At 37.5% G+C, this 17291-nt stretch carries 20 protein-coding genes, 1 tRNA gene and 1 pseudogene; 6 read left to right on the forward strand and 16 right to left on the reverse strand.

All coding sequences use genetic code 11. From position 1 onward, the window contains the following. Positions 1–40 precede the first annotated feature (40 nt). Positions 41–1285: an ABC transporter permease gene (locus VXM68_RS19685; RefSeq protein WP_293954785.1), complete on the reverse strand. Its 1245-nt coding sequence runs from the start codon at positions 1283–1285 to the stop codon at positions 41–43. 184 nt (positions 1286–1469) lie between these two features. On the opposite strand from VXM68_RS19685, the gene queA reads away from it, so the two are divergent. Together queA and ispD are read left to right on the forward strand one after the other, a co-directional pair. After that, entirely contained in the window at positions 1470–2519 is a 1050-nt protein-coding gene (queA, locus tag VXM68_RS19690; protein WP_293954783.1) for a tRNA preQ1(34) S-adenosylmethionine ribosyltransferase-isomerase QueA, read from the forward strand. A 79-nt stretch (positions 2520–2598) separates the two neighbouring features. Beyond that, positions 2599–3282, forward strand: coding sequence for a 2-C-methyl-D-erythritol 4-phosphate cytidylyltransferase (ispD, locus tag VXM68_RS19695; protein ID WP_367209772.1), 684 nt, complete (start codon positions 2599–2601; stop codon positions 3280–3282). 6 nt (positions 3283–3288) lie between these two features. On the opposite strand, the gene VXM68_RS19700 is transcribed toward ispD, so the two are convergent. The 8 genes from VXM68_RS19700 to VXM68_RS19735 form a co-directional block, all read right to left on the reverse strand. Next, positions 3289–3444 carry a lmo0937 family membrane protein gene (locus tag VXM68_RS19700; RefSeq protein ID WP_209574636.1) on the reverse strand — a complete coding sequence of 52 codons (156 nt, stop codon included), beginning with the start codon at positions 3442–3444 and terminating at the stop codon, positions 3289–3291. An 81-nt stretch (positions 3445–3525) separates the two neighbouring features. Continuing rightward, on the reverse strand, positions 3526–4293 hold the full coding sequence (locus tag VXM68_RS19705; protein WP_367209773.1) for an MBL fold metallo-hydrolase: 768 nt from the start codon (positions 4291–4293) through the stop codon (positions 3526–3528). Positions 4294–4648: 355 nt separating this feature from the next. Continuing rightward, positions 4649–5776 carry a glycosyltransferase gene (locus VXM68_RS19710; protein WP_294182670.1) on the reverse strand — a complete coding sequence of 376 codons (1128 nt, stop codon included), beginning with the start codon at positions 5774–5776 and terminating at the stop codon, positions 4649–4651. A 6-nt stretch (positions 5777–5782) separates the two neighbouring features. Continuing rightward, positions 5783–6733 (reverse strand): glycosyltransferase family 2 protein, encoded by a 951-nt coding sequence (locus VXM68_RS19715; RefSeq protein WP_293955087.1) that lies wholly within the window; start codon positions 6731–6733, stop codon positions 5783–5785. Positions 6734–6831: 98 nt separating this feature from the next. Next, positions 6832–7434, reverse strand: a complete 603-nt coding sequence (locus VXM68_RS19720) for a DUF4199 domain-containing protein (RefSeq protein ID WP_293954775.1) — start codon at positions 7432–7434, stop codon at positions 6832–6834. A 4-nt stretch (positions 7435–7438) separates the two neighbouring features. Beyond that, positions 7439–8113 carry a hypothetical protein gene (locus VXM68_RS19725; protein ID WP_293954773.1) on the reverse strand — a complete coding sequence of 225 codons (675 nt, stop codon included), beginning with the start codon at positions 8111–8113 and terminating at the stop codon, positions 7439–7441. Between the two features lie 5 nt (positions 8114–8118). Next, positions 8119–9387 (reverse strand): dihydroorotase family protein, encoded by a 1269-nt coding sequence (locus VXM68_RS19730; protein WP_294182673.1) that lies wholly within the window; start codon positions 9385–9387, stop codon positions 8119–8121. 215 nt (positions 9388–9602) lie between these two features. Then, positions 9603–10172, reverse strand: a complete 570-nt coding sequence (locus VXM68_RS19735) for a UbiX family flavin prenyltransferase (protein WP_293954769.1) — start codon at positions 10170–10172, stop codon at positions 9603–9605. A gap of 347 nt (positions 10173–10519) precedes the next feature. Between VXM68_RS19735 and VXM68_RS19740 the strand changes: the two genes are divergently transcribed. Further along, complete coding sequence (locus tag VXM68_RS19740) at positions 10520–11170, forward strand: ankyrin repeat domain-containing protein (protein WP_367209774.1); 651 nt, start codon at positions 10520–10522, stop codon at positions 11168–11170. On the opposite strand, the gene VXM68_RS19745 is transcribed toward VXM68_RS19740, so the two are convergent. The 5 genes and pseudogenes from VXM68_RS19745 to ribD all read right to left on the reverse strand — a co-directional run bounded on the left by VXM68_RS19745 (position 11167) and on the right by ribD (position 13560). Continuing rightward, positions 11167–11355, reverse strand: a complete 189-nt coding sequence (locus VXM68_RS19745) for a hypothetical protein (protein ID WP_367211318.1) — start codon at positions 11353–11355, stop codon at positions 11167–11169. The two genes, VXM68_RS19740 and VXM68_RS19745, sit on opposite strands and share 4 nt — an antisense overlap. A gap of 15 nt (positions 11356–11370) precedes the next feature. Continuing rightward, positions 11371–11415: pseudogene (locus tag VXM68_RS19750) on the reverse strand (hypothetical protein); the annotation flags it as partial. A 16-nt stretch (positions 11416–11431) separates the two neighbouring features. Beyond that, positions 11432–11737, reverse strand: coding sequence for a DUF2851 family protein (locus VXM68_RS19755; protein WP_367209775.1), 306 nt, complete (start codon positions 11735–11737; stop codon positions 11432–11434). A 16-nt stretch (positions 11738–11753) separates the two neighbouring features. Continuing rightward, positions 11754–12452 carry a DUF2851 family protein gene (locus VXM68_RS19760; RefSeq protein ID WP_367209776.1) on the reverse strand — a complete coding sequence of 233 codons (699 nt, stop codon included), beginning with the start codon at positions 12450–12452 and terminating at the stop codon, positions 11754–11756. Between the two features lie 61 nt (positions 12453–12513). Continuing rightward, positions 12514–13560, reverse strand: coding sequence for a bifunctional diaminohydroxyphosphoribosylaminopyrimidine deaminase/5-amino-6-(5-phosphoribosylamino)uracil reductase RibD (gene ribD, locus VXM68_RS19765; protein ID WP_367209777.1), 1047 nt, complete (start codon positions 13558–13560; stop codon positions 12514–12516). 34 nt (positions 13561–13594) lie between these two features. Between ribD and prmC the strand changes: the two genes are divergently transcribed. The 3 genes from prmC (at position 13595) to VXM68_RS19780 (ending at position 15969) form a co-directional block, all read left to right on the forward strand. Then, positions 13595–14455, forward strand: a complete 861-nt coding sequence (prmC, locus tag VXM68_RS19770; protein ID WP_367209778.1) for a peptide chain release factor N(5)-glutamine methyltransferase — start codon at positions 13595–13597, stop codon at positions 14453–14455. A 115-nt stretch (positions 14456–14570) separates the two neighbouring features. Continuing rightward, positions 14571–14643, forward strand: a tRNA-Lys gene (locus VXM68_RS19775). Positions 14644–14931: 288 nt separating this feature from the next. Beyond that, on the forward strand, positions 14932–15969 hold the full coding sequence (locus tag VXM68_RS19780; protein ID WP_367209779.1) for a LacI family DNA-binding transcriptional regulator: 1038 nt from the start codon (positions 14932–14934) through the stop codon (positions 15967–15969). Positions 15970–16064: 95 nt separating this feature from the next. Here the strand turns inward: VXM68_RS19780 and VXM68_RS19785 are convergent, their stop codons facing one another. Continuing rightward, a complete protein-coding gene (locus VXM68_RS19785; protein ID WP_367209780.1) occupies positions 16065–16910 on the reverse strand; it encodes a hypothetical protein in 846 nt (281 codons plus the stop codon). Next, a complete protein-coding gene (locus VXM68_RS19790; protein ID WP_367209781.1) occupies positions 16907–17290 on the reverse strand; it encodes a GntR family transcriptional regulator in 384 nt (127 codons plus the stop codon). The genes VXM68_RS19785 and VXM68_RS19790 overlap by 4 nt, the downstream gene beginning before the upstream one ends. Position 17291: the final 1 nt, after the last annotated feature.

Consider the following 17291-nt stretch of genomic DNA (forward strand, 5'->3'; position numbering starts at 1 on the left):
GCAATATCGAAAATTGAGCTTTTTTAAACATATCTTCTCCTTAATTGCTTCGGATAGCTTCCACGGGATCCAATCGAGACGCCATTAAGGCAGGAACAATGCCCGATATTAGCCCAATAAAAGTAGAGAGTGAAATTGTCAGGATAACCATTTTCAAACTAACGACGATAGCAACACCAGTCGCAGCCTGCACAAGAAATGCTAAAAAATATACAACGATCAGACCTATCCCTCCCCCCAAGAGGCAGAGCACGATAGATTCTATTAAAAACTGCGAAAGAATAAAGAAATTTTTGGCTCCCAGCGCTTTTTGAATTCCGATGATGTGTGTACGCTCCTTAACGCTAACAAACATGATATTGGCAATACCGAAACCACCGACTAGGATTGAAAAAATACCAATCGAAAAACCCGCAAGATTAATTATTCCAAAGAGCTGATCCAATGCACCTGTAATCATTGTTGTCTGATTAATAGAAAAATTTTCCTCCCGCTGAGGAGATATACGACGAATTGAACGCATTAATGTCTTTGCTTCACTCTCTGCCTCGGCCAGTGTATAGTTCGGTTTAATAACCATCGCTATACTTGGTGAAAAATTATCATAATTGACCAAATTCCTCGCGAGCTCAAATGGAATAAAGGCGGTATCATCAGGTGAGGTATTGATTAATACACCATTTCCTTCTTTCTTTAACACGCCAATAACTTGAATTTTTCGGCCTAGCATATTGATATATTTGCCAACCGGTTCATCATTAGGAAAAAGTCCTTCCGCTATATTGGCTCCCAATACAGTCACGAGGGCGCCCCCCCTAGATTCACTTTCGGCAAAGTAACGGCCATCTACGATATTTAAATTTTGAATATATAGGTTTTCGTAGGTAGCGGCATTAACCGATGAGCCCTGTGCAGAATTACTTTTATATTTTATTGTCGTATTGCCGATATTGATCATATAAGCCATATATTCAGCAGTTGTCATTCGGCTTTTTAAATCCAGATAATTATTATACGTGGGTTCCGGTCTATTCAAGTATTTCCACCAAGGGAAATTTGGTCCTCCATCCCAAGGCCATTTTTCTATGTAGAGAGTCTTGCTTCCTATCTTCTTTACTGATTCCTCAATATTATTCCGAAGTGTATCTACTGCGGAGAATACGCCAATAATCGTAAAAATACCAATGGTCACACCCAACAGCGACAGTAAAGTGCGTGTACGATTGTCTTTTAATGCTGAAAAAGCAAACTGACAACTCTCCAATATCAATCTAAAAAATTGCATAATTTGTATTCTAAAATACAATATAGTTTTGATTTAATGTCAAAATCGTTAAAAATATCTACTTAATTAGAATTACCGCCTGTCTATACCCAAAAAAGTTATAACTTTGTATGCTTTTTGCAGCCTAATATTTGGTGCACTGTAATGCACTAAAAGGTAGACATTAAAATATATATCATTAAAGATGAAGTTATCTCAATTTAAATTCAACTTACCAGAATCATTACTTGCTTCTGAACCTTCTGAAAATCGTGACGAATCGCGCTTGATGGTCCTACACAGAGATAGTGGTAAAATTGAACACAAAATTTTCAAAGATGTATTGGATTATTTCGATGACAAAGATGTCATGATTTTAAACAATACTAAAGTTTTTCCAGCGCGTCTTTATGGTAATAAAGAGAAAACTGGAGCTACGATTGAAGTTTTCTTGCTGCGTGAATTGAACAATGAGCTTCGCCTTTGGGATGTATTGGTCGATCCTGCACGCAAAATACGTGTTGGCAATAAATTATATTTCGGCGATGAAGACTTACTAGTTGCTGAAGTCGTGGATAATACAACTTCAAGGGGCCGTACGATCCGGTTTTTATTTGATGGCACCGATGAAGAGTTCCGCCGTAATATCGAGATCTTAGGTGAAACACCTTTACCTAAATACATCAAGCGTAAAGCTACACCAGAAGACAAGTTCCGCTACCAAACTATTTACGCAAAAAATGAAGGAGCTGTTGCCGCTCCTACGGCTGGACTTCATTTCTCTAGAGAATTAATGAAACGCTTAGAATTGAAAGGCGTTGATTTTGCAGAGGTTACTCTTCACGTTGGTCTTGGAACTTTTCGTACTGTTGAAGTGGAAGATTTAACTAAGCATAAAATGGACTCTGAACAGTTCATCATAACTGACGAAGCTGCAAAAGTTGTTAATAGAGCTATAGACAATAAACGTCGCGTATGTGCTGTAGGAACGACTTCTATGCGCGCAATAGAATCTTCTGTTTCTGCTGACCATCATTTAAAAGCAGCATCGGATTGGACAAGTAAGTTTATTTATCCTCCTTACGATTTCAGTATCGCTAACTCCATGATCACAAATTTCCACACACCAGAATCCACTTTGCTAGTGATGATTGCTGCGTTTGCAGGTTATGAAAATGTAATGAATGCATATGAAGTTGCTGTGAAGGAAAAATATAGATTCTATAGCTATGGCGATGCGATGTTAATCGTTTAATCCTATGTTTAATAAAAAAGAAAAAACGTGGATAGTCTCAAGCTATCCACGTTTTTTATAAATCTTAACTTTCAATAACATGAATTTTGTCATAATCGTTGCAGCCGGAACAGGAAGCAGAATGAATAGCGACCTTCCTAAGCAGTTTGTTTGTTTAAATGAACTGCCCATTGTCATGCATACAATTAATCGATTTTGCCAATGTAAGATTGTATCGGAAGTAATACTAGTAATCAGTGAGGTAATGGCGGAATTCTGGAATGAACTATGCTCGGAGCATGAATTTACTTCACCTATCCATCTCACTTATGGTGGAAGAACCCGATTCGAAAGTGTTAAAAATGGAATTAATTATATTGAGCAAAATTTTAAAATCGGTTCAGAAGATTATATCGCAGTACACGATGCGGCTCGTCCTATCATTACTGAAGACCTTGTAAACAAAGCATTTGAAGGAGCCTATGATCATCGAGCGATTGTATTAGGGCAAAAGAGTATTGAATCCGTCCGGATGGGAGATGTTTCCTTTAATTCGGCCGTAGATAGAAATCATATTTGGTTAATACAGACGCCGCAGGTATTTCATGGAGAGTTACTATTAAAATCGTATCAGCAAGTGGAAGATCCCCTTTTTACGGATGATGCGTCTGTGGTAGAGAAGATGGGCAACAGTATCGCTATTATAGAAGGTGATGCTAAAAATATAAAGATCACCTATCCTCAAGATCTACAAATTGCCCAGCTCTATTTAAATTTGATTTGAAATGTATTACGCATTACCGCGGATGACACGCAATAATACCACAATAATTGCAATCACCAAAAGGACGTGAATAATGTTATTGCCAGCTGCATAACCTCCAAAAAAACTTATCGCCCAAATGATGACCAAAATAACAGCGATGATATACAGTAAATTTCCCATTTTCTTTTATTAATTTAATACCTAAATCTATTTTTATAGGTATAACAAAGAAAATGGAAATATAGTTTTATAATAAATAGATTAGCTGATCTCCAGCTGTAACCTGTCGTAGGCCAACAACATGTTTTCGGGCAATTCTTTCGAAACAATTTCATGCAACCCCATTCGGTGTCCTATATGTGTAAAATAAGTTTTATCTGCCTGAATATCGTAGGCAAATTCAATCGCTTCGTCCAAGGTTAAATGCGAAATATGAGATTCTTTCTGGAGTGCGTTTACAACAAGTACTTTAACACCTTTCAATAGCTGCCGTGATTCTTCACTGATAAATTTTGCATCGGTGATATAGGCAAACTCTCCGATCCTGAAGCCCAAGACTGGCATTTTGTAATGAAGCACCTCGATAGGCATTATTTCCTTCCCGAACAAAGGCAAAGATACACCAGCCCTTATCTCCTCCAAATCCAACCTCGGGGTTCCAGGGTATTTCGTTTCAGTAAAAGCATAATAAAATTCGCGCCTTAATGCTTCGTGTAGATCAGCTGTACCGTAAATGGAAATAGAACTATGCTGCTGATAATTAAATGCCCTTACATCATCCAAACCAGCAATATGATCTTTATGTGGGTGTGTCATTAACACAGCATCTAAGTGCATAACTTTCTCGCGCAACATCTGATACCTAAAATCTGGACCAGTATCGACCACTATTGTATGTTGATTATACTCAATAAGGATAGAAGAACGTAATCTTTTATCACGCTGATCTTCAGACTGGCAAACCTGACATTGGCACGCTATGACAGGCACCCCCTGGGATGTTCCGGTTCCTAAAAATGTAACTCTCAAGCTATAATTTTTGATTTCAATACCTCTTCATAAATTGGAAGAAGCTTCTCAGAAATGGCCTCCGAATCAATTTCAATATCCAATAATATGTTCCACAATGACTGGATTTTTATTTCAAGATTCGAAAACTTATTGACTACTACAACTTTTGTCGTTTGCAACATACAAGCACCTGTACGGAATGACCCCTTTTCGTACCTAACTTTATACCCTTGTTCCTTAAAAAATTCCTCCAGCTTAGTTAAGCTGCTTTGTGTAAACGGCAACAAAATCTCTCCTTCTTTTAAAATTCTTCCTCAGTATTCCAAACTTAGATAAATTTGATTTTATATACAAATAAAATAACCCTTAGCGATCAATGCGCCAATTTAAGAAGTTCATTACCGAAAGTATCCCAGCTATATTTTCTTTTTTCGTCTTTAATATTTGTTCTAAATTGTTCTTCTTTGTTGTAATGGTAAAAAGAAAAAATGCATTCTGCGATTTCCTCTGCTTTGGGTTCAACAACATAACCAACATAACTATCTTGAACCAATTCGGGCAACCCACCGACATTACTCACAATCATTGGAAGATCAAAATGATAAGCAACTTGAGTGATCCCACTTTGCGTAGCGCTACGATAAGGTAACACGACACAATCCGCGGCCGAAAAATAACACCCTACCTCCTGATTTGGAATAAAATCGGTATGCATAAGAATAAACTCTTCGAGTTTATACTTCTTTATAAGATCCAAGTATAACGCAGGGTCATCATAAAATTCTCCAGCAAGCAACAATTTAACCCCCATCTCACGCAGCCTGGCATCGTCTAAAGCCTGCAACAAAATATCTAAGCCTTTGTATCGACGAATAAATCCAAAGAACAAGATCACTTTCCCCTCTTGATCAATGTTAAGTCGTCTACGAGCTTCCTTTTTACTTTGCTGAGTGCCATAGTTATCGTAAAGGGGATGAGGAGTATACACCGCAGGCATTTTCGGGCTTAGCAATTTGAGGTCCGACAGAACGCTTTTGCTCATGGTGAGACAAGCATCAACAGATTTCAAAAAGTACCGAATCAATAGCTTATCCCCTAGCCGCTGTTCATGGGGAATTATATTATCAGCGATACATACTATTTTAGTATGCCTATTCTTACGAACCTGTCGCTGGATAGTACCCAAGCATGGTCCAAAAAAGGGCATCCAAAATCGCACGATAAGGAGATCATATTTAGCATTTTTAAGTTCCTTGCCCACACTAATCCAATTAAATGGATTGATGGAATTTATTTTTGTTTTGATATGAAGTCCCTCTGGCGCAGGCTCATCCGAGTATTGTGACTTTCCCGGAAAAAGAAAATTTGGATACTGCAGACTGAACGAGTAGATATCCACTTCATGACCTAACTGCTGAAAGTGGGATGCTAACCGTTCATTAAAAGACGCTATCCCACCCCCCCTTAGTGGGTAAGCAGATCCTAAAATCACAATACGCATAACGACTTAAATGACTTTCTCAATTTGATAATTATTCCGATCGGAGCTGCTTCTAGAGACTAATTCTGCTAAGAAACCTGTCAGAAATAATTGCGTGCCCAAAATAATAGCTGTTAGCGCAAAGAAAAACAATGGTTGATCTGTTATGTCCCTAAAAGGTGTTCCGCTGGCAATACTTATCAATTTATGGCAAATTAGATAAATAGATATAAATAAACCTGCCAGAAAACTAATAACGCCCATACCCCCAAAAAAATGCATCGGCCTCTTTGAAAACTTACCAACAAAAAATATGGACAATAAATCGAGGAACCCTTTCACAAAGCGGCCAGGACCGAATTTGGTTGTACCGTATTTTCGTGGATAATGCTGTACGATCTGTTCTTCTATATTTGTAAATCCTGCCCATTTTGCAATTACAGGTATATAACGGTGCATTTCACCATACACTTCGATATTTTTAACAACCTCCTTTTTGTAGGCTTTTAGACCACAGTTAAAATCATGCAGGTTGTGAATGCCAGACATCGACCTTGTCACACCATTAAACAATTTGGTAGGTAAGGTTTTGGTTAACGGATCATATCGTTTTTGTTTCCATCCCGATACTAGGTCAGCCCCCTTATTTATGATTCGGTCGTACAATTCAGGAATCTCATCGGGACTATCCTGAAGATCAGCATCCATTGTAATAACGACATCACCTTGTGCAGCAGCAAAACCCACATTTAATGCTGCAGATTTTCCATAGTTACGTCGGAATTTGATAGCAGAAATATTCGTGTTGTTTAACTTTAACTCTTCGATAACCTTCCAGGAATGATCTTTACTTCCATCATCAACTAAAATAATTTCGTATGAAAAATGATTGGCCGCCATAACACGGTCGATCCAAGCTGTCAATTCGGGTAAGGATTCTTCTTCATTAAACAAAGGAACAACAACAGAAATATCCATGTGAATGTTAATCATGCTAAAAGTATAGTGTTAAAATAGTAACAAAGGTATTACTTTTTCAGCAATACCTTGTAGGAACAGTTTTATTTTGTTAGGCACTAAATGGTGTCCTGTCTAATCGTTAATCTTTCTCGCTTTGTCAAAGCTGACAGTAACAATGCAAAAACAAATTGAAACATCAAAGTGATCGCCAACCCCTTAAATATTTGTCCTAAGGTAATTTTGCCGATAGAATCAACTTGTTTTTCAAGCTCCGCTATTTTTGAATCGATAACTTCGTCGGGAACATTATTCTTTTCCATATACTCAATGGTTACGTTAATGGTATGAGTTACAACCTTTTCTTGTAACGTTGGATTAACGAAGTTAACATAGAGCTGTGTACCGATCGTGGAAATAATAGTGGAAATAGCAAGCATCATAAAGATCGATTTCAATGCTATTGAAAAATTCCAGTAACCACCATTTGCTTTCCGAAGAGCGAAAGCGAACAAGGCAGCAATAATAACGAAAACCCCTGTATTAACGATAAATGACATCGACATTACACCCCAAAAGGAATTTAAGTCTTTGACAATAAACAGGACAATTAATCCTAGGATAAAAGAAATTATTCCCAGTATGACACCATAGATAATACTTTTCTTTTTGTCGATTACCGCATCAAATCCTACATTACTTGGGTTGATTAAATCTGCCATAAAACTATTTATTATAATAAGTACTCATTATTTGGTAAAGGGCAATATCAAAAGCCTTATTGGAAGACGCTTCAGCATATTCCTCAAATTGCTTTTCAGAGGGCTTGAATTCACTAAAAAAGCTCATAATGGGATAGAAAAGTTCATAAACCTCGCTTTTCGGATTTATTCCTTTACCGACTTTCGCGATTTCAGCATATGGACTATCTACCACAATTTGGTTAGCAATAATATCTTCATAAATTTCATGCTCGTCTTGAAACTCGTCTTCATCAACTAGTAAAAACTCTTTTAAGAAGTCATCCAATTCAGGTTCAATCTCATCGTCTTTACATTCGCCTAAATAAAGAAAAATATTCAACAATTCCGTTCCACGATCGATGGTTTCATCTTCGATCGCTTCCCATTCTTCTGAATCCAAATAATCATCTTCCAGCTTCAATACATCGTTAGAGAAAAAATTCATCAATAAAAGATCAACATATACTTCGCGAAGTTCGTCAAACAAAGGATAGTCATCGAAAGACTGATCCAACAGTTCTAACTTTTCCAAATAGCTTACTTCGTTGTTGAATACGCGAATAATCCTTTCAAGAAATTCCGGTGCAGTCGAAATTCCATCAACCTTGCCATAATTTAATATACCTGCCTCAACGGCTGCTTTAATATTTGCTTCCATGGTTTTTAATCGTTTTTAATAATTTGACTATTGTTGATGACCAATTCGACAGCACCGTTTAAGGTCTTTCCGAATAAAGGTGAATTTTTTGATTTGGATTTATTGGTTTTCTCATCGAAATTCCATGCTTTCGATGCGTCAAATAAAACAAGATTGGCTTCTGCTCCCTCTTCAATCTGAGGTACTTCAAGTCCTAAAATTTGCCTTGGTCTGACGGACAGGCTATTTACAATTTGTTCTTCGTTCAATCCGGCACGAATCAACAGCGGCAGCACTGTCTGCAAACCAATAATGCCATTTTTGGCAATATGGAATTCGACATTTTTGAATTCTATTTCTTGCGGTGTATGTTGCGAGACAACAGCATCAATAGTTCCATCCTTGATTCCTTTAAGTAATACCTTAAGATCTGCTTTCGTTCTTAATGGGGGGCTAACCTTGTAATTGCTATCGAAACCAACAATATCTTCGTCAGTAAACACCAATTGATGTGCGGCAACATCGCATGTGACTTGAAGACCTTTAGCTTTTGCTTTTTTTATCAGATCAACAGCTTCCGGTGTGCTTATGGAAGCAAAATGAATAGGTGCTCCTGTATATTCTGCTAAATAGAGATCGCGAGAAACCATCAATGATTCGGCAAGGTTTGGAATACCCTTCATACCTAAATAAGTACTCATAGCCCCTTCATTCATCTTGTTTCCTCCTGCCATCGACTCATCTTCAGCATGCGAAAAAATTAATCCATTAAACCCCTTAGCATACAACAATGCTCTGCTCATTAGTCCCGCTTGTTGAACACTCCTATTTCCATCACTAAAAGCAACAGCCCCGGTTTGCTTCATATCAAATAATTCGGCCAATTCTTTGCCTTCTCTCTTTTTGCTGATAGCACCAATAGGATGTACATCCACAATATTTCCTTTCGCAGTATTGACAATTAAGGCCACTTCTGAACGGCTTTGAATAGGTGGCTCAGTATTGGGCATCACGGCTACTCCAGTAAAGCCACCTGCAGCAGCTGCAGCTGTTCCGCTTAAGATATCTTCTTTGGTTTCTAGCCCGGGCTCTCCAAAATTGGCATGTAAGTCAAAAAAACCAGGCGCTAAAATTTTTCCGGAGCCATCAATGGTCTCACGATCTTTATCCGCTAATTTGACAGATTTTCCAATCTGTGCAATCTTTCCCTCTTCAATAAATACATCCACTTGCTGCTGATGAAATTTATTACCAGGTAAAATTACTTTAACAGAAGTAATCAATAAGCTTTTCATATATGATTGTGATTGAAATTAAAAGGGTACAAAGTTTTAATCGAAGCACATAGCTTGTGCATTGTGAACAGGTAGAAAGGCGCTTTATCACTATAAATCATATAGCTATAAATAACTTTTTCGCTTGATGCTTGTGATTGCTTCATTTCGAGAAACAAAGTTACAAAATACAAATTTATTAAAGAACATTAAAAATAGATTTCGGCAACGATTACCTAGGAATTTTCTCCCCATTGATAATGCTTAAAGTCAAATCCAGCAAGACTCAAAATACGATCAACAACGGTTTCTGCTACTTCTTCAAGCGTCTTTGGCAAACTATAAAATGAAGGCGATGCCGGACAAATGATGCCACCTGCCTCTGTCACCAATTTCATATTCTGAATGTGAATGATACTTAAAGGTGTCTCACGTGTAACCAAAATCAATCGTCGTCGCTCTTTTAAGATGACATCAGCAGCGCGTGTTGTCAGATCTGAGGATATGCCATGCGCTATTCGCGACAATGTACCCATCGAACAAGGACATACAATCATGGTATCATAGCGAGCGGACCCCGATGCGAAAGGAGCAAAAAAATCTCCTTTATCATAAAATTTAAAAGGTACATCCTGGTAACTTTCATCGCCTAATTCCGCACGCCATACATCCTTCGCATTATTCGACATGACAATACCAACTTCAGCGATTTGTGTTTTTAACACCAACAGCTTTTCAAGTAAAACTTTAGCATAAATTGAGCCACTAGCTCCCGTAATGGCTATAACTATCTTCCTTTTAGACATCTCTTTTAAAATATAAAACAAAGCTATAAAAAAAGGGTCGTAGTGAGAAACACCCGACCCTACATCTACCTATGAAAAACATGCCCTTGGGAGGGGCTTAACAAAAGTACATCTACTTTTTAATTTACGGAAATATTATGTGCATTACTACACATTTGTGTATATAAAAAATCAAAAAATACGCTTTTTGGGCTTTTTCGATCTCCATACACCTTTTAAAAAAAGCGCACCTCTCACTTTTAATTCGGATATGGAGCATCATAAATTATCAATAATTTCTCCAATCAAACATTTATTGTCATGAATAAAGTTTATTTTAGTAAAGAACTTAGACAATTAACAAACACATGAGCCTCTCCATTTTAGAACAATACATAGAACAAGGAAAAAGCAACGACATAGATCTGTTATTGATTGGAAATCCTGAACTTTTACAGGAAACAACAAGTCATGGAATTTCGCCCCTTCTATTAGCATGCTATTACAACAAACCTCAGATCATAAGGGTACTTTTACAACACACTAAGTCCATGACTGTACATGAGGCTTGTGCAGCAGGATTAACATCCTATCTTGAGGCTATTATTTCGAAGGTCCCTTCTGTTATCAATAAATGGTCATCGCAGGGTTTTACGCCATTGACCTTAGCTACATATTTCAACAAAGTAGACATTGTTCGTCTATTGCTATCCAAAGGTGCAAATCCAAACACCGTAACCAAAAATGAACAGCTCACTACAGCATTGCATATTGCCGCCTCAAACAACAATGAAGAAATTGGAAAATTGCTTATCGATGCGGGCGCGAATGTCAATGCCATTCACGCCACAGGCGAAACTCCGCTTCATTTTGCTGCCCAATATGGTAATATAAATTTTATTGTTGCCTTACTTGAAAACGGAGCAGATACAAGAATAATCAACATTTCAGGACTATCTCCAATGGATCTGGCGTATGAAAAAGGCCATAAAGAAATTGCAGAAATTTTAAAGAACTAGTTACCTTTTAAAATCTCCATACCGATTCTGCAATGAAGACAACGTTTCTTATCGCAGTAAAACTCCTTCAGCTGCAACATTCCTTGCGTCTTGCCTGCGTCTTTAACATCCCAATTATGTTTAGCAAATCGCCGCACGATATTATTATTTTCAGCAGGAAGCTCCTCCAATAACTGTAAAGCCATTTCAATATAGGACTGAATGCCAAAATATTTTCCATATGAAAAAAGAAATACAACAACCACATTAATAACCAGAAGATCAACAGTTTCTTTCCCGATCCAAGCACTTTTTTTTAACTTTTTCTTTTGTGCCTAAAGAAAATCGTGATTCCCAAAAATCGCTTGAAGATTCAATTTTAAATAATTTTCTCGCCGCCTCCAAACTATCAACGCCCAAAAGCTTTGCCACCCCCAACTCATTCTTACTAAACAAAACCGCTAATTGGGCAATCCGCCGTTCGGGGAAATTATAGGGTCTCATTCTCAACCTCTTCCATACACCAAAAACGATTTCAATATCGTGAATATGCTGTTGGTATTTAAATTCGTCTACTAATCGCTTCACATACCCACTAGTTGGTTTACCAAGCAATAAACCACTGATACCAAAAAAAAATAGCTTCCGTTTTAAATAAGTTTGAACGGTATTTTTTTAGAATATGCAACGGCAGTTTTTCTCCGAATTCCTGAAAAGTATCTGCGTTAACTTTTAACCCCATAGATCTACACATCCATACCCAGAAGGTTTTTTCCCAATCAGTGCCAAAATGTTTCAGAATTACGAAAATCCGCTGAACTTTCATTTCCAAACGTTCAATTGACAGGGTATCCAGCCACATTGATTTTTTTAAAATATTGATAGGCCCAAGTTGATATTCGCATGGAATCCAGCTTTTGGTATCCATCATATTGGCATATTTTTCTAATAGATTTTTATCTACATAGTTCGAAAGTACTAACGTAGGAATAGACGTTCCATCACTTCGGTAGATAACTTTATCATTTTTCCAAACCACATGTAAGATCACGTTATTGTAAGTAACATCTTCTTGATGAGCATGGCGGTCCCAATCTGATGATTGAACATGTATTTCTACATGACCAAACCAATCCCTATCTGCATATCTAATGTGCGACATGAGAAAATCGGGGCCAGAATCTGTATTGTATTGTCCCACTTGAACGACGGCTAGGGATCCACCATCAGTGGAATTTAACCCATTTGCACGGAATAGCCGAAGTTTCCAGATAAACTGCATTAAGTTTTCTGTAACTAACATAATTGTATTTTAAGAATTCAACTAACCGGCTATGGCTTATAATTCCTTAAATATACAAAAATTACTGTTTCTTATAGATCTTTAAAATATCATTGGAAACTAATTTACTTTCGAGCAATTGCCCCTTGAAGAGAGGAGCCGTAATCCCGCTCAATAAATTCGTTTCAGATTCGAAGACCCTGGCCTCATCCCACAGGCCCGCATCTATAAACATTTGCAGGGTTGCTCGCCCGCCTTCTATGATTATAGATTGAACATCCATTAAATAAAGTTGATAAAGGATATTTTGCGGTAGATATAGACCATAATTTTCAAGCTCAATATACTTCACATTTACTGTCCATTCTGTCTTTTTAGCATTGAACACAATTGTATCAGCTTGCTCATTGAGAATATTGGCATCTAGCGAAATAGCAAGATCTCTATCTAAAAGAATACGCAATGGGTTTTTGCCCTGCCATTCTCTTACGGTCAGACTGGGATTATCTACGATTGCAGTATTTGTACCGACCAAAATAGCATCCTCTTCTGCTCGCCAACGGTGAACCAACTGTTGGCTTGCAGCATTACTTATCCAAATCTGCTTACCTTCTTGCCCTATAAAACCATCCTTGGTTTGTGCCCATTTTAAAATAACATAGGGACGAAATTGACCGATACGGGTAAAAAATCGACGGTTGAGCCATATGGCCTCTTTTTCCAGTAAACCAATTTCAACCGCAATACCAGCTTCCCGTAGTATTTCTACTCCTTTGCCATTGACCTTTGCGAAAGGATCCAAACAGGCTATAAAAACTTTCAACGGTTTCAGCTCCGCAATCATATTGGCACAGGGAGGTGTCTTCCCATAATGCGCGCAAGGTTCAAGGCTGACATAAAAAGTACTTTCTGCGATAAGCCGTTTTGCTTCTTCCCCATACCTTTGCATAACCTGTTGTACAGCATTGACTTCAGCATGCGGTCCACCATACGGAGAAGTATACCCTTCACCAATAATTTTACCGTCCAAAACAATGACAGCCCCAACCATTGGATTGGGACTCACTGAACCCGCCCCCATTTCGGCCAGTTCCAAACAACGATGCATATATTGCCTGTGCATATCCATAGATACAAATCTATGAAAATCGTACCTTTGACACATGGAAATACTTCAAGATTTCGAATTATTATTTCAACATGAGCTTCAGGAGTTATATGAGGAGGATGAAATAAAAGCAATATTCTTAGTGGTTGTTGCCGAAAAGTTTGGGTTAAATAGAACCAATTATCAATTGAGAAAAACAGCTATCGTCAACGAGGCGGATAAGGCTGAAGCACTTAGCATCCTTCAGGATTTAAAAAAGCACAGACCTATACAGTACATTCTCAATAAAGCAGATTTTTATGGTGAAGTTTTCCAGGTCAATGAATCGGTCCTCATTCCACGCCAGGAAACTGAAGAACTTGTCGATCTGATCATCAAAAACCACAAATCTTCTCAAAGCCTTAAAATTATAGATATCGGAACTGGATCTGGCTGCATCCCTATCATCTTAGCAAAGCATCTTAATAATGCCCAAGTAACCACGATGGACATCTCAAAAGAGGCGATAAAGACGGCACAGGAAAATGCTAGAAATTTAAAAACTCAGGTTCAATTTATCAATGCGGATATATTTGAATGGGAATACATTTTCTCCGACCAACAATACAATATCATTGTATCCAATCCGCCCTATATAACCCCGGGAGAAAAGCAGCATATGAATCAAAACGTATTGGCTTATGAACCTGAGCTCGCATTATTCATTGAAGAAAGTGCTCCATTGATTTTTTATGATGTTATTTCATCCTTTGCTTTGAAACATTTAACCCCAGATGGAGATCTATATTTTGAAATCAATCAATATCTCGGTCCAGAAATGAAAGATCTTATGATCAAAAAAGGATTTGAACAAGTTATATTAATCAAAGATATCAATGGAGCAGACCGAATAATCCATGCAAAAAAAGCGCGATAAAAAATAATCCGTTTATTTATTAAGCAGTTAAGGCCTTTTCATCAAAATTTGCACGCAATAATTTGGCATATATCAAAAGAAATTCTACCTTTGCATCACTTTCAAAAACAGAAAGGATTCCGTAGCTCAGCTGGTAGAGCAATACACTTTTAATGTATGGGTCCTGGGTTCGAATCCCAGCGGGATCACAAAAGAAAAGCTAATCGCAGGATTAGCTTTTTTCGTTTAGTACCCACCTAATTTACGCAAAAACGATTTGTTAAAATGAAAAACTAAAAAAAAACGAACTTCTCGTTCATAATGGTTTTCTTGATCTCCATTTGAAAAAATGTTTTTTATCTTATCTTTATAATTTCAAGAATTTACGATGTCAATACATTAAAAATAGTAACCGATAATTCAAGAATAATTCTAGCGCTATCTTACCATCGTATTGACGCTAGAACATTTGTAATCAATGAAAGAGGATCGAGCACATGAAGAGATTTACGTTAAAAGAGATTGGCCAACAGTTAAACCTGTCTCCAGGAACCATTTCCAAAGCACTAAACGATAGCCATGAAATAAGTGCAGAAACAAAAAAGCTAATCTTAGATTTTACGCAGAAAATCAATTATATACCAAATTTTTCCGCAAAAAGCTTAAAAACGGGGCGTTCAAACACATTAGCAATCATTGTTCCATTTATCTCAAGCTCTTTTTTCTTTGATTTCTACGAAGAGATCTCGCACATTCTATCGCAGACGAATTATAAACTGATTCTATTGCAGACTTTTAACGACGAGAAAAAGGAAAAAGAAGCGCTGGAACTTTGCATACAAAGCAATATCGAAGGAGTGATCATTTCCCCTGTGAAAAATGATTCAAGCTTATCGCTTTTGTTTTATATGATGGAGCAGGTTTGTCCCGTTATTATTTTCGACCGAATAAACCATCAGCTCGATACATTCAAAATCGGAATCCAAAACAACAAGGTCATCTACCAGGCAACAGAAGAAATGATCAAAAACAGAAGAGAAAATATCATTCTTTTACTATGTAAAGATATTGGCGGAAATGTAAGCCGTATAAAAGGATATAAAGATGCACTCTTCAACGCCGGCGTACCCTTCAAAGAAGAAAATATTATAGAAATATCCTATTCCAGCCCCAAGGACAATATCGATGACGAATTGGAACGCAAAATAAACACGTTATTAAATAAGCCCTCCGCTCCAAATGCACTCCTCTCAACGACAGACACCTTGTCATTAAAAGTTTTGCACATATTAAATAAATTGAAGGTGAAAATTCCTGATGATATGAACTTAATTGGCTTTAGCAACACCCCCTTTGCCAACAGTCTCAATCCATCTCTAACAACAATCACCCAACCAACACAGCTTATAGCAAAAAAATCGGTAGAACTCCTCTTGCAGATGTTAAATAAAAAAAACAAAAAGAATTATTTTGAATTCGAGACGTATTTTTTGGACTGCAGTATCGAACACCGAAAATCTACATCATCCCTTTAAAGAAAAGGTCAAAATCCCACTAGGGAATTTTGACCTTTTCAGAAAATACCGATCTCTACTATTAACGATCGACCGCAACATCCAACAATTAAACCCTACTTAATTAATGATCGCAATGCATGGACAGGCAAATCTATTTTAGTATCATTGGATAGATTCCCGTTCAATGTTCCCCATTGCAAACTATCTAAACGGACAGATGATTTCCCTTCAGTTTTGATAATCAGAAGACCAACTTTGGCTTCAGGTCCTTTCCTATTGAAATAAACTTCTGAATTGTTTGCCACAATATCTGCACTTTGATAATTCGTACGCGGAAGTCCCAAAACACTATTCGTCGTGTTAACAAATAAACGACCAACAAGAGAATTCCCCTTACTGTCCGTCCCGCCAAGATCATCAATAGTGGAATTTGTCAGGTTCAGGTTCAATGTATTTATAACAGATTTCTCCGCAAGGGAAAATACCTCAACGCTATCACCTACAACAGTCAACTCGTTCAACTTGGCGGAAAACTCGTTGATACCCGCATTTTTTAATTTTAAAATCTTAAGATCAGGTGAAAAAATATAGATTGACTTATAAAACCCCTCTCCTCCTGATAAAAGATCTAAGGTAAGATTGCCAGATTGATCGACATTCGCTTTCACAAAGTCGGCTTGACTTTTATTAACTTTAACCATAAACTTATCGCTTTTCACCCAATACAACCCTACACCGCTTGCATTGGTACCTACAATATAAAGCTTATCGAAAGCTGCCAAGGGGAACGACCGGTAATAAACATCCTTTGCACCTGGCTTAGATACCTCCTGCTCAACATCAGCATGATATTTTTTCGCATCCACTCGATTTATACGAACAAGGTAGGACGCAACAAGCATCGGAACCGCGAATAAGCCTATTGCTAATCCCATTATTATTTTTGTACTTAATTTCATGACTCATTTTGATTAAAATTCTGACTAACAAACCGTCTATAACGTTGCTCTAACTCATCCAGACCGATTTCCAATAAATAAATATTACGAAAAAACAAGGGAAGATCTTCTTCTAGAAAAATTGCCTTTCTATATAACTTCACATTCTTCACCGATTCTTGTGTCAGAAAAAAACCGATCCCGCGCTTATTGGCTATAATTTCTTTCTGCTGCAACATATCGTAGGTCCGCATAACAGTATTGGGGTTAACCTCCATCTGAATTGCCAATTCCCTTACTGAGGGGAGTTTTTCATCCACTTTCCAGGTCGCTAACAAAATATGATCACATACATACTCAGCAATCTGAAGGTAAATGGCTTTATTTGCATTGAACTCCATA

The sequence above is a fragment of the Sphingobacterium sp. R2 genome, assembly GCF_040760075.1.
Classification (GTDB): domain Bacteria; phylum Bacteroidota; class Bacteroidia; order Sphingobacteriales; family Sphingobacteriaceae; genus Sphingobacterium.